11 protein-coding genes and 1 tRNA gene are annotated in these 13,038 nt (G+C 70.3%); 5 read left to right on the forward strand and 7 right to left on the reverse strand.

Annotated features, from left to right (window positions below; all coding sequences use genetic code 11):
- The first annotated feature begins 936 nt into the window (after positions 1-936).
- The 4 genes from ACTWNK_RS31825 (at position 937) to ACTWNK_RS31840 (ending at position 4,624) form a co-directional block, all read left to right on the forward strand.
- Positions 937-1,377 (forward strand): PadR family transcriptional regulator, encoded by a 441-nt coding sequence (locus ACTWNK_RS31825; RefSeq protein ID WP_474308607.1) that lies wholly within the window; start codon positions 937-939, stop codon positions 1,375-1,377.
- Between the two features lie 7 nt (positions 1,378-1,384).
- Positions 1,385-2,155, forward strand: a complete 771-nt coding sequence (locus ACTWNK_RS31830; RefSeq protein ID WP_474308608.1) for a DUF1707 SHOCT-like domain-containing protein — start codon at positions 1,385-1,387, stop codon at positions 2,153-2,155.
- 159 nt (positions 2,156-2,314) lie between these two features.
- Positions 2,315-3,406 carry a HesA/MoeB/ThiF family protein gene (locus tag ACTWNK_RS31835; protein ID WP_474311032.1) on the forward strand — a complete coding sequence of 364 codons (1,092 nt, stop codon included), beginning with the start codon at positions 2,315-2,317 and terminating at the stop codon, positions 3,404-3,406.
- Positions 3,407-4,000: 594 nt separating this feature from the next.
- The gene (locus ACTWNK_RS31840; RefSeq protein WP_474308609.1) at positions 4,001-4,624 is read left to right on the forward strand and encodes a DUF6879 family protein; all 624 of its coding nucleotides are present in this window, start codon (positions 4,001-4,003) and stop codon (positions 4,622-4,624) included.
- Here the strand turns inward: ACTWNK_RS31840 and mug are convergent.
- Genes mug through ACTWNK_RS31870 form a run of 6 tightly spaced genes read right to left on the reverse strand, consistent with a single transcriptional unit; the run spans position 4,621 to position 11,629 of the window.
- Positions 4,621-5,115: a G/U mismatch-specific DNA glycosylase gene (gene mug, locus ACTWNK_RS31845; protein WP_474308610.1), complete on the reverse strand. Its 495-nt coding sequence runs from the start codon at positions 5,113-5,115 to the stop codon at positions 4,621-4,623. The genes ACTWNK_RS31840 and mug overlap by 4 nt on opposite strands.
- A gap of 25 nt (positions 5,116-5,140) precedes the next feature.
- Positions 5,141-6,541 carry a sugar porter family MFS transporter gene (locus ACTWNK_RS31850; RefSeq protein ID WP_474308611.1) on the reverse strand — a complete coding sequence of 467 codons (1,401 nt, stop codon included), beginning with the start codon at positions 6,539-6,541 and terminating at the stop codon, positions 5,141-5,143.
- Between the two features lie 35 nt (positions 6,542-6,576).
- Positions 6,577-6,708: a hypothetical protein gene (locus ACTWNK_RS31855; RefSeq protein WP_474308612.1), complete on the reverse strand. Its 132-nt coding sequence runs from the start codon at positions 6,706-6,708 to the stop codon at positions 6,577-6,579.
- A 50-nt stretch (positions 6,709-6,758) separates the two neighbouring features.
- The gene (locus ACTWNK_RS31860; RefSeq protein ID WP_474308613.1) at positions 6,759-9,260 is read right to left on the reverse strand and encodes a polynucleotide kinase-phosphatase; all 2,502 of its coding nucleotides are present in this window, start codon (positions 9,258-9,260) and stop codon (positions 6,759-6,761) included.
- Positions 9,250-10,665, reverse strand: a complete 1,416-nt coding sequence (locus ACTWNK_RS31865) for a 3' terminal RNA ribose 2'-O-methyltransferase Hen1 (protein WP_474308614.1) — start codon at positions 10,663-10,665, stop codon at positions 9,250-9,252. The genes ACTWNK_RS31860 and ACTWNK_RS31865 overlap by 11 nt, the downstream gene beginning before the upstream one ends.
- 46 nt (positions 10,666-10,711) lie before the next feature.
- Positions 10,712-11,629, reverse strand: a complete 918-nt coding sequence (locus ACTWNK_RS31870) for an LLM class F420-dependent oxidoreductase (RefSeq protein WP_474308615.1) — start codon at positions 11,627-11,629, stop codon at positions 10,712-10,714.
- Positions 11,630-11,751: 122 nt separating this feature from the next.
- On the opposite strand from ACTWNK_RS31870, the gene ACTWNK_RS31875 reads away from it, so the two are divergent.
- Positions 11,752-12,843 carry a glycoside hydrolase family 18 protein gene (locus tag ACTWNK_RS31875; RefSeq protein ID WP_474308616.1) on the forward strand — a complete coding sequence of 364 codons (1,092 nt, stop codon included), beginning with the start codon at positions 11,752-11,754 and terminating at the stop codon, positions 12,841-12,843.
- Positions 12,844-12,903: 60 nt separating this feature from the next.
- Here ACTWNK_RS31875 and ACTWNK_RS31880 read toward each other — a convergent pair.
- Positions 12,904-12,980: transfer RNA gene (locus ACTWNK_RS31880), tRNA-Met, on the reverse strand.
- Positions 12,981-13,038: the final 58 nt, after the last annotated feature.

A 13,038-nucleotide genomic window follows, 5' to 3' on the forward strand; every position in this document is an offset into this window, starting at 1 on the left:
GGGTAAGGGGCGCGGCGCCAGCGCGGGACGGCGCAGCGCGTGCGAGGTTGGGGTGCCAGTCGGGTGGTCGGGCGGCGCGGCGCACATGAGGGCGTTGAGCGGCGCGAGCGCGGGGGGCGAAGCGCGTGCGGGGGTTGGGGGCGAGCGGGGTGAGAGGTGGCGCTGCGCGCGCGAGGGAGGACTGGTCGGGACAGGCTGGTGGGTGGCGTGGGTGGCGTGGGTGGGGCTGTGGGTCCTCTGCTGGGAGTTTGTGGAGCTGCGGGGCCTTATCGGGGTTTTCGGTCTTGCCCGTCCGGTTGTGCTCTCAGCCCCGCCGCGACCCACCCGGATCGTGCGCGTGGCGCGTTGGGTGCAAGCTCGGGGCTCGATCCGGCCGACATGCAGCCCAGAACGCCCTCCACCGTCACAGCTCTCGCCGCCTCCCGGCCCCTCGCCATAGCCCACTCATCGCCCCCACCCCTCGCCACCAGCCCACCCCTCATCACCAGCACATCCCTCGCCGCCCCCTCGCCCCCTCCCGCTCACCCCACCCCCTCCCCCATGCCCAACACCCGGCGCTTGCCATCGACATGTTCTCGATATATCGTTGAAGCATCGAGAACGATCGACACACGATCGTCGAGAAGGGGGAACGACATGACATCCGCACACGTATCGGGAGCCCCATGGGGTGACCCGCGAGACATGCGCAGGGCAGCGAAGGAAGCGTTGAGGGCTGTGGCGGGGGCCTGGCAGGAGAGTGGCGAGCGGCACCACCACGGGCACCGGGACGACAGGGGAGGCCCTGGTCCGCACGAGCACAGGGGGCGGGGACGCAACCGTGGGCCGTTCCCCGGGCCCTTCCCTTGGGACTTCGGGCGTGGGCCCTGGGGCGGCGGGGGGCCGTTCGGGGGCAGGCCCGGGTTCGGCAGGGGGCGTAAGGCCAAGCGGGGCGACGTGCGGGCGGCGATTCTGGCGTTGCTGGCCGAGGAGCCGCGCAACGGGTACCAGATCATCCAGGAGATCGCCCAGCGCAGTGAGGGCGGCTGGAAGCCGAGCCCGGGCGCGGTGTACCCGGCGTTGCAGCAGCTCACCGACGAGGGCCTGGTGCGCGCCGACGAGAGCGAGGGGCGTAAGACGTTCCAGCTCACCGAGGCGGGCCTGGCCTACATCGAGGCGCACCCGGACGAGGTACGCGCGCCGTGGGACGACATGCGTCCCGACATCGACGACAACGCCATGGACCTCATGGACATCGCCAAGCAGTCGGCGTTCGCGATGGTGCAGATCCTGCAGTCGGGCACCGACGGCCAGATCCGCGAGGCACGCCAGACGCTGATCGAGACGCGTCGCAAGCTGTACCAGATCCTCGCCGACGGCGACCCCGAGGAGGAGTGACTCACCGATGACCACGCCGCAGCACGACCTGAGAATCGGTGACGCGGAGCGTGAGGTGATGATGGCGGCCCTGCGTGAGCACTACGCGCAGGGCCGCCTGACCCACGCCGAGCTCGACGAACGCCTCGACACCGCCCTCACCGCCCGCACGGCCAAGGAACTGGCCACCGCAGGCGTCGACCTGCCCGGCCCGTACGACGACAGTCCGTACGACGCCCCGGGCACCCGCCCGCGACGCGACAGGCGACGCCACCACGGCCACCACGGCCGCGACGGCCGCGACGGCCACCACCACACCCGGTGGGCACCCGACTGGCAGGCCACGACGGACCCGGCAGACCCGGCAAACGACACCAGGCCGCCCGGGGAGTGGGAGCGCGGACACCACCCCGCACCGCACCCCTCACACGGCCCGGCACCATGGATGTCCGGCGGCGCGCCCTTCCAGCCCCCATGGCCGCCACACCCGCCACGCCACCCCCGCTCCGCCGCCGACCAGGCCGCCTGGCAGGCTCAGCGCGCCGAGTGGCGGGCCCAGCGTGACGCATGGCGTGAGCAGCGCCGAGCCTGGCACGACGCCGCCCGGGCCCATCGAGGCGCACGCGGCCACCGCCACGGCCCACCGCCGTTCGTCCCGATCCTGGTCGTGGCCCTGATCGCAGGCGTGGTCATCGGCGGCTTCGGCGTACTCAAGGTGCTCTTCTTCGTCTGGCTCGCGGCCATGCTCTTCAGCCTCGCCCGCCGCCGCCACCACCGCCCCCACCAGGGCCACCGCTAACCAGCAGCACCACCAGCACCACCAGAGCCAGCAGCACCCTAGCCAGCAGCACCGCTACCCAAACCACCAAACCCGCACCACAATCCGCACCACAGCCCGCAGGACAAACACCCTCGAACCTTGACGAGCAGGACGAAAGACGACCATGATCCCAGCGTGATGCGCCTGCCCAGGGTCAAGCCGGAGCACCGCCCGCACCGCCTCCGGGACGGCACCGTACGCATAGGCGGCGAGGTATACGGCCTCGCCGCCGAGGTAGCCGATCCCCACGGCTGGACCTGGACCGCGCTCACCCTGATGGACGGCACGCGCTCCACGACCACACTGGTGAACGACCTGCGCGCCGCCTGCGAGGACATCACGGCGGCCCAGGCCGACCGGATCGTCTCGGGCCTGCTGTACTCGGGATACGTCGAGGACGCCGCCGCCGAGCCGCCGCCCGAGCTCTCCCCTGCCGAGCTGACCCGATACGCCCGTAACCAGGCGTTCTTCCGGCATGCCGATCTCACCCCGCGTGTGCACGGGTGGGAGGCGCAGCTGGCGTTGAAGCGGGCGCGGGTCGTGGTGCTGGGGCTCGGCGGCACGGGCGGGCATACGGCGTGGGCGCTGGCCGCGGCCGGCGTGGGAGCGCTTCACTGCGTCGATCCGGACGAGGTGGAGCTGTCGAACCTCAACCGCCAGGTCCTCTACGACGAGGACGACATCGGCGCGCCCAAGGTCGAGGCCGCGCTACGACGGCTGCGCGCGGTGAACTCCGCCATCCGGGTGACGGGCGAGCGCCGGGCCGTGACCTGCGCCGACGACCTCGCCATCCTGGTCAAGACCGCCGACGTGCTCGCCCTCTGCGCCGACGAGCCGCGCGGCGACGACGGGATCAGGGTGTGGGCCAACCGCGTCTGCGCCAAGGCCGGAGTGCCGTGGGTGGGCGGCGGGTACAACGGCCCCTTGGTCACGGTCGGCGTGTACGGCAGGGGCGGCGCCTGCTACGAGTGCCTGCGCGCGGGCGAACAGCAGGAGCACGGCCGGGCCGCCGCCGCCACCGCCACCGACCTGGGCGGACTCGGCGTCACCGCCACGTCGGCGGGCCTGTCGGGCCAGCTCACGGCGCAGGCGGTCCTCGCCGTGCTCACCGGCGTCCCCGCGATCACCCCGGGATATGTTCACGGGATTAATCTCCTAAATCCCGACCATCACGTATATGTCAGGCATCCAACAAGAATTGGGTGTCCAGTATGCAATATTGAGACTTGACCTGGATTGTCGAGTGAATCATGATCATTTATGTTTCCCACGGCACTGGAGGCGCATATGACGCACACGATCCAGCCACAGGAAGAGAGCGAGCCGAACATGGCAGATATCGGCTTCCGACTTCTCGACCGCACCGAGACGACCCTGCTCAGCAACTCGTTCGGTAACTGAATCCCCCGCGCCCCGGGGGCCGGGCCGCACACGGCCCGCCCCCGGGCCAGTTCTCCCTCTCCGACCAGCGTTTTTCGCCATTCCACAAACATGGGCCTTGACGAAGATCGCCAGAATACCCATGATCGCTGGTGTTTCCCATGGATTGGAGGCCGCGCATGACGTACGAGATCCAGCCACAGGAAGAGAGCGAGCCGGAGATCGGCGAGATCCGCATCAGACTCCTGGGCCGTTTCGAGACATCTGTGATGAGCAACTCGATCGGCAACTGAACCACAGGGCGACACCCTGGAGGCGGGAGAAAGCGAGGCCCGCCTCCACCCCCAGAGCCCGCTCCGAGCCCGAGCCCCTCCGAGGAGACCCCGGTCGCCGTGGCGGCACAGTCAGGGCCATGGTGCGACACCGGCGAATCACGGAGGTCAGGTGAGCGAGATCGTGTTATCCGCCAGCGACTACCTCAGGGAGTTCGACGACGCCTACGAGCGCGCCGACTCGCCCTGCTGGAAACTGGAGCGGGCCCAGAACTTCTACGAACCCGACGTGGCCAGCTGGCGGGCCATGATGGACGGCGAGTGGCAGCGCTCGCTCGACCTGGCCGAGGAGATGCGCGAGCCGCTGCGCGACTTCTACCGGCGAAGACCGCTCTTCCACCGCATCCGCGTCGTCGAGTGGCCGCCCACGCCGTACCTTCAGTGGGAGCTGCACGTGCTGGCGATCAGGGCCGAGGCCGGCGAGCGCATCAGGGTGCTGCCCGCGACGCGGGCGACGGACTACGAGCCGCTGCCCGAGCTGATCATCATCTCCGAGCAGCTGATGTTCGAGGTCCTGTACGACGGCATCGGCGCGCACGTCGGCGGGCGCAGGGTGACCGACCTGCGCCAGGTGGCCGCCTGGCGGGCCAATCTGGCCGAGCTGTGGCGGCGCGGCCAGGACATGCTCGGCTTCCACGAACGCCATGTCAGCCGCCTGCCGCCCCCGCTCGTCACCCAGGAGACGCGCAGGTCGGTGCCCGACTACAGCCACGACCTGGGCACGTTCAAGGCCTAGAGGCTCGCCCGCATCCTGGCCAGCTCGTCGGCGATGCGCTGCAGCGACCAGGAGGCGTTGAGCCCGCTGGGATTGGGCAGCACCCACACCGCCGCCCCGCCGATCGGCTCGGCCCACGGCCCGATCGCCGCCTTGGGCGCCGAGAAGGCCACCCGGAAGGCCGACACCCCGAGTACGGCCAGCATGCGCGGCCCGGCGGCGGCGACCTTGGCGGCCAGCGCCGTCCCGCCCTCGACGAGTTCGCGCCTGGTCAGCTCGGCCGCCTGGGCGCTGGGCCTGGCCACGATATTGGTGATGCCGAGGCCGTACCCGGGCAGCAGATGCTGCTCGGCGGGCGTCAGCTGCCTGGGCGTGAAGCCGGAGCGGTGCAGCGCCGGCCAGAACCTGTTGCCGGGGCGGGCGAAGTGGTGACCGCTCGCCTCCGACAACAATCCTGGATTGATTCCGCAGAACAGCACCTGGAGTCCGGGAGCGAGGATGTCGTCGACCACACCAGGACGCTAGCCCATCTCGACGTTAGCCCATCTCCTCGAGCGACTTGCCCTTCGTCTCCTTGACGTAGCGCGTGACGAAGACGAACGACAGCGCCGCGAAGACGGCGTAGATGAGGTACGTGAACGGCAGGTTCCACTCCGACAGGCTCGGGAACGACACGGTGATCAGCCAGTTCGCGATCCACTGCGCGGCGGCGGCGACCGACAGGGCGATGGCCCGGATCCGGTTCGGGAACATCTCCCCCAGCAGCACCCAGACCACTACACCCCATGACAGGGCGAAGAACAGGACGAACAGATTGGCCGCCACCAGGGCGATCGTGCCCTGCGGGTTCGGCAGCGAGACCTCGTCGCCGACGGTCACCGACGCGCTGAACGCCCAGGCTGCGGTGGCCAGCGACAGCGCCATGCCCGCCGAGCCGACGAGCAGCAGCGGCTTGCGCCCGATCCGGTCGACGAGCGCGATGGCGATGAAGGTGCCGATGATGTTGATGATCGAGCTGGAGAAGCTGATCAGCAGCGAGTTGCTCTGGTCGATGCCGACCGACTGCCACAGCACCGACGAGTAGTAGAAGATCACATTGATGCCGACGAACTGCTGGAAGACCGACAGGATGATGCCCACCCACACGATCGGCAGCAGACCGAGCCGGGAGCCGCGCAGGTCGCGCAACGTGGGCTTGGCCTCGTTCCTCAGCACGTGCTTGATCTCGCCGATCCTGGCGTCCAGGTCGACGCCCTCGCCCTCGACCTCGCCCAGCACCTTGCGCGCCTGCGCCTCGCGACCCGCCATGATCAGGTAGCGCGGCGACTCGGGGATGACCGAGGCGAACAGCAGGTACAGCAGCGCGGGCACCACACACGCGCCGAGCATCCACTGCCAGGCCTCAAGGCCCCACAGCGTGTTGTTGACATCGCCGCCGGCGACCTGCGCCAGCACGTAGTTGACCAGCTGTGAGACCGCGATGCCGAGCACGATGGCCAACTGCTGGAAGGAGCCCAGCCGACCCCGGTACGCCGGTGGCGCGACCTCGGCGATGTAGGTGGGCCCGAGCACCGAGGCCATGCCGATGCCGACGCCCGCGAGCACCCGCCAGAAGGCGAGGTCCCAGATCGCGAACGGCAACATCTGGCCGATCGAGCTGATCGCGAACAGCGCGGCGGCCACCTGCATCGTGCGCGTGCGCCCCCACCTGTCGGCGAGGCCGCCGGCGAACCACGCGCCGACGGCCGAGCCGAGCAGGGCGATCGCCACCACGAAGCCGGTCTCGACCGAGCCGACCTCGAAGTGATTCTGGATGCCGGTCACCGCGCCGTTGATGACCGAACTGTCATATCCAAACAGGAAGCCGCCGATCGCAGCCGCTGCCGTGATGAATACGACATGACCGAGATGCTCCTGATGTGCCCCCGAAACTGCCATACGCAGGGACATACCCTACGTATGAGGCAGTTAACTCACCGTATCCGGATGCGGGAGCGCCCGCATCGGAAGCACACCTCGGTCTCCACCTTGCCGATCGTTTCCACCACCTGCCATTCGTGGTCGTGCCGCCCGGCGCACAGCAGCCGACGAAGGGTTCGCCACATGACCCTTCACCCCCCGCGCCCATCCTGGCACGCGGCGGAATCGAGGAGGATTACAGTCGCGGATCGACTGGTTCCGATTCCATCGCGAGCACTGCGAAGACCGTCTCGTGCACACGCCAGAGCGGTTCGCCTTCGGCCAGTCTGGCCAGCGCCTCCAGTCCGAGCGCGTGCTCGCGCAACGCGAGCGAGCGCTTCTTACCCAGAAAACGGCGCCGCAACAGCTCAAGCGACTCGGTGTAGTCCGGCCCGTAAATGATGCGCAGGTACTCACGCCCTCTGACCTTCACACCCGGCTGCACCCGCCCCTGGAGAACGGGCACGTCGGGCTTGACCACCATGCCCTCTCCCCCGGCCGCGGTCAGCTCCTCCCACCACGTGGTGGCCGCCGCCCGCGACGCCTCGTCGGCGAGATCGACGAACACGTGCCCGGTCGGCGCGATGATCTCGTGCTCCAGCAGGGCGAGCGTCTTCAGGTGCCAGGAGTGCGGCTCCATGACGGTGGCCCTGCCCTCACAGGCCAGGATCTGGAACGGCGCCAGCCTGATCCCGTCGAGCCCGGCGACCGGCCAGCAGTACCTGGCGTAGGCGTCGCGGAACAGCAGCGCGTTGGCCGAGCGCCGCCTGGTCCTGGCCAGCGCCTCCCCCACGTCGAGGCCGCGACCGGCCGCCGCCTCCAGCAACGTGACCGCGTCGGGCAGCGAGGACCTGGCCGCGGCGCCGACCGAGGCGTACTGGCTGCGGATCAGCCCCTCGGCCTTGGCCGACCAGGGCAGCAGCTCGCAGTCGAGCACCACCCAGTCCGACCCGAGCGCCTCCCAGAGCGGCTCGCACGCCTCGCGCAGCCGTTCGACCAGCGGAGCCATGTCGTCGAAGAACGGCCGGCCCGTCCGCGTGAACACCGCGCCCGCCGAGCCGTCGGTGACACCGAACCTGGCAGCCGCCACCTGAGGCGTCCTGGCCAGGACGACCACAGCGCGCGAGCCCATGTGCTTCTCCTCGCACACGACCCTGTCGACGCCCGCCTCGGCGAACTCGGCGAACGCCTCAGCCGGGTGCTCCAGGTAGCCGTCCAGCCGCGAGGTCTCGGGCGGCGCCATGGTCGGCGGCAGGTAGAGGAGCCAGCGCGGATCGACGGCGAACCTGCTCATGATCTCCAGAGCGGCGGCCGCGTTCTCCTGCGGGACCTTGATCTTGGTACCGAACCTGGTCTCGATCCACCGTGTGCCCTCGACGTCACCGATGTCCAGCGTGCCGGGATCGCGGTAGCCGGGCGCGGTGAGCGGCTTGACCGGTTCGTACCAGACCTGCTCGGCCGGGACCGAGACGATCTCGCGCTCCGGGTAGCGCAGTGCGGTCATCGAGCCGCCGAACACACAGCCGGTGTCCAGGCAGATCGTGTTGTTGACCCACTCGGGCGTCACGGTCGGCGTGTGGCCGTAGACGACCGTCGCCCTGCCCCGGTACTCCTCGGCCCACGGGTAGCGCACGGGCAGGCCGTACTCGTCGGTCTCGCCCGTGGTGTCGCCGTAGAGCGCGAACGAGCGCACGCGGCCCGACGCCCTGCCGTGGTAGGCCTCCTTGAGTCCGGCGTGCGCGACGACCAGCCTGCCGCCGTCGAGGCGGTAGTGGCTGAGCAGCGAGTCCATGAAGGCGCGTGCCTCGGCGACGAACTGCGGCGGCTCGGCGGCGAACTGCTCCATCGAGCGCTCCAGGCCGTGCGCGATCCTGACCTTTCGGCCGTCGAGCGCCTTGACCAGCTTGTCCTCGTGGTTGCCGCGTACGCAGATCGCCGTGCCCGCCGCGACCATGCCCATGACCAGGCGCACGACACCGGGCGAGTCCGGCCCCCTGTCGACGAGGTCGCCGACGAACACCGCGGTGCGCCCCTGCGGGTGCGTCGCGCCGATCGCCCGGCCTTCGGCGTACCCGATCTGCCAGCCGAGCGTGGTGAGCAGCGTCTCCAGCTCCGAACGGCAGCCGTGCACGTCGCCGATGACGTCGAAGGGGCCGGTCAGCTCGGTCCTGTCGCTCCAGGCCTTCTCGTAGCCGACCGTCGCGCCCTCCACCTGCTCGACCCCGCGCAGCACGTGCACCTTGCGGAAGCCCTCGCGGGAGATGCGGCCCATCGAGCGGCGCAGCTCCTTGCGCTGGCGGATGACCACGCCCGCGCCGAAAGTACGCTCCGGCCTGGCCTCGTTGCGGGCGACGGCCACCTCTTCGGGCACGTCCAGGACGATCGCCTCGGTCAGCACGTCGTGGCTCCTGGCCAGCTCGATGAGGCTCTTGCGCGCCTCCCCCTGCACGTTGGTGGCGTCGACCACGGTCAGCAGGCCGCGCCTGAGCCTGGTGCCGACGATGTAGTGCAGCACGTCGAAGGCGTCGCGCGTGGCCGACTGGTCGTTCTCGTCGTCGCTGACCAGGCCCCGGCAGAAGTCGGAGGAGATGACCTGTGTGGCGGCGAAGTGCCTGGCCGCGAACGTGGACTTGCCGCTGCCGGAGACGCCGACGAGCACCACGAGCGCCAGCTCGGGAACAGTGATCTCAGTGCTCACGGGAAAAGACCCCCATCTGGGTGGGCGGGCCGACCTCGGGGTCGTCCTCTCCCACCGGCTTGAACGCGACGACGTAGCCGTACTCCGCCGCCACCCGGTGCGCCCATGCGGCGAACTCGGCACGGGTCCACTCGAAGCGGTGGTCCTTGTGCCGCATGCCGGTCAGGAACTCGTAGCGCACGTTGTACTCGACATTCGGGGTGGTGACCAGCACATGGCCCGGTCTGGCCAGGCCGAACACGACGCGTTCGAGCGCGCCGAGCCTCGGCTCGTCGACGTGCTCGATCACCTCCATGAGGACGGCGGCGTCGTATCCGGCGAAACGCTTGTCGGTGTAGGTGAGCGCGCCCTGGAACAGCGTGAGCCTGGCCCGCTTGCTGTCGGGCATGCGGTCGAGGCGCAGCTTCCTGGCGGCCATGGCGAGCGCGGTGGCCGAGACGTCGGCTCCCGTCACCCGGGCGAACCTCGGCCGCTCCAGCAGCTCGCCGACGAGCTGGCCGGAGCCGCACCCCAGGTCGATGACCGACGAGGCGCCCAGCTCCTCCAGCGTGTCGGCGACCGCGATCCGCCGCAACGTGTTGAGCGGCGTGACCGGCACCGCCTCCACCGCCGCCTCGTCCGCAGGAGGCTCGTCCGGTACGGCGGGCGTCAGCGCCTCCTCGGTCTCGTCGCCGACCTCGGCGAGCCTGGCCAGCGCCGTACGGGCGAGTGCCCACCTGCGGCCGAGGTAGCGCCTGGTGATGAGGCCGCGCTCGGGGTGGCCGTGCAGCCAGCCCTCCCCGGCGCGTACCAGCTTGTCGACCTCGTCGGGGGCGATCCAGTAGTGCTTGCCGTCGTCGAGCACGGGCAGCAGGACGTACAGGTGGTTGAGCGCGTCGGCCAGCCGGACCTCGCCGCGCAGCGTCAGCCGCACGTAACGCGAGTCGCCCCACTCGGGGAATGCCTCGTCCAGGGGTACGGCCTCGGCCCGCACCTGCCAGCCGAGCGGCTCGAACAGGCGGTGCGCCAGCTCGGGGCCGCCTCTGCAGGGCAGCGCGGGCAGGGCGATCTCCAGCGGGATCGCCGCGTCGGCCAGCTCCTGCCTGCTGCGGCAGCGGCCCGACCTGGCGGTCCTGAACACGTCGCCGAGTGCGACGGCCAGCAGCGAGGAAGCGGCGTAGGGCCGGTCGTTGACGTACTGCGAGAGGCTGAAGTCCGGTGAGTTGTGGGTGCGGGAGCGGACCAGGGCGATCGGGTCGACGTCGAGCATGAGCGCCGCCGTGCACCGGTCTTCGGCGGCGTGTGGGTAGAACACCGTGGCCGTGCCGAAGGACTGGCTGAACTCCTGGACCCTCTCTGGGTGCTTGTGCAGGAGAAAGCCGAGGTCGGTGGCGGGATTCACGGTCGTCGATATGGTCAGCAGCACCCGGTCAGTGTGCCCTATGTCCGATTCCGCCCGCCACCGAATAGTGTCACACGTGCGGCAGCACCTCGGCCGCGATCAGCTCCAGATGGTCGGCGTCGCGCAGGTCCATGACCTGGAGATATGTCCGGCTCGCCCCGAGCTCACCGAGCTTGCCGATCTTGTCGACCACCTCGGCGGGCGTGCCCGCCAGGCCGTTGGCGCGCAGTGCGCCGAGGTCCTTGCCGATGGCCTCGGCGCGGCGCCTGAGCTCGGCCTCGCCGGAGGCCACGCACACGGTCTGCGCCGCCGAGAACACGATGGAGTCCCGGCCCGCCTCCTGCAGCGCGGCGCGTACCCGGCCGAAGGCGGCGGCGGTGGCGTCGAGTGTGCCGAAGGGCACGTTGTACTCGTCGGCGTAGGTCGCGGCCAGCCTCGGGGTGCGTTTGGCGCCCGATCCGCCGATGATGAGCGGCGGCCTGGGCCGCTGGACCGGCTTGGGCAGTGCGGGCGAGTCGGCCAGGCGGTAGTGCGCGCCTTCGAAGGAGTAGCTCTTCTCGGCCGTCCACAGCCCGGTGATGATCTCCAGTTGCTCCTCGAACCTGGCGAACCGCTCGCCGACCGGCGGGAAGGGAATGCCGTACGCGGTGTGCTCGGTGTCGTACCAGCCGGTGCCGAAGCCGAGTTCGGCCCGGCCGCCGCTCATCTGGTCCACCTGGGCCACGCTGATCGCCAGCGGACCGGGCAGCCGGAAGGTGGCCGGGCTCACCAGCGTGCCGAGCCTGATCGTGCTCGTCTCCCTGGCCAGTCCCGCGAGCGTGATCCACGCGTCGCTCGATCCCGGGCCGGGCTCGCCGGGCGAGATGCGCATGTAGTGGTCGGATCGGAAGAAGGCGTCGAAGCCCAGTCTCTCGGCGGCCTTGGCCACCCTGAGCAGGTCCTCGTAGACGCTTCCTTCCTGCGGCTCTGTGAAGATCCTCAACTTCATGACGCCATTATCAGGGCAGATCGGACGCGATCCGGAGATTGCCCCTACGTCTGTGCGAACGCTTGCTACCGTTCAACCCCCGGCGCTCTGTGTAGCCGTTCTGCCACAGAAAGTGATCACACATGTCGGTGTCCACAGACCCGCCCACCGCCAGGCACACCCGCGAACCCGGCACACCGCCGCGGATCGTCACCGTGCTCGCGGCTGCGGCCCTGGTGAGCGTGACCGCGCTGGCGATCTGGCTGCTGCCGCCCGACGCCGATCCCGCGCTCACCGCGGCGGCGATGCCCGCCGCCACCCCCACGAGTTCGGCGGGGCGAGGCGCGGTCCCGGGCGCCAACGCCGCTCCCGCCTCGGTGCTGTCGGGCGAGCACCCGTCCGGTTTCGTGGCCTTCGTCGACACCGACAGGCAGCCCGGATTCAGCCTGCCCGCCTATGCCAGGCGCACCGGTGTGCAGTGGTTCACACTCGGGCATCTCACGGCCGGGCCCGACGCGTGCGCGCCCAGATGGGGTGGCGGGCTCGACCCGGGCCGCAATCCGGTCGCCAACCGCATCGGCAGGCTCAGGGCCGCGGGCGGCGACGCCGGGCTCTCGTTCGGCGGTCCGGGCGGGCGCGAACTGGCCGCGGCCTGCACCGACCAGCGGGCGCTGACCTCCGCCTACCGCAGGGTCGTCGGCGCTTTCGACTGCGCCTTCGTCGACTTCGAGATCCGCGACAGCGCCGACCTGGCCACGGTCAGGCGCAGGGCGAGTGCGATCAGGGCCCTGCAGAGCGAGGTGCGCGAGGAGGGCGGCGAGCTGCGGGTCGGCTTCACGCTGCCGCTCGGCCCCGGCGGCCTGACCGAGCAGGACCGGGCGATGCTGAGCGCCACCCGGGAGGCGGGCGCGGAGCTGAGCTCGGTCAACCTGCTGGCCGCGATCGAGCCGCACAGCGCGGGCGAGAGCCGCATGCGCAGACTGGCCGCCGCCGTCAGACTGGCGCACGCCCAGGTCGCGGGTGCGCTGAGCGGCCTGCCCACCGGGGAGGCCGGAGCCGACGCCTGGTATCGCATCGCCCTGACGCCCGTGCTGGTCAGCGCCCAGGACCTGAGCCTGATCGACGCCCGCAAACTGGTGACCTTCGCCGGTCGGCACGGCATGGCCTGGCTGTCACTGCGCGGCGCCGAGCCCGCACCCGACGTGAGCGCGATGCTGATGCGCGGTCGCGCCTGAGCGCGCGCCCGCCGGACGCGCGAAGGCCCCTCAGTCTCTGGGACTGAGGGGCCTTCGCCTTGGTGGCCGGGGCAGGATTTGAACCTACGACCTTCGGATTATGAGCCCGACGAGCTACCGAACTGCTCCACCCGGCGTTGCAGTCATAACTCTACAGCCTGCGCGGACTCCTCGCGCCCGGTCCGCCTTAAGGGC

The sequence above is a fragment of the Nonomuraea sp. IBHARD001 genome, from assembly GCF_056106265.1.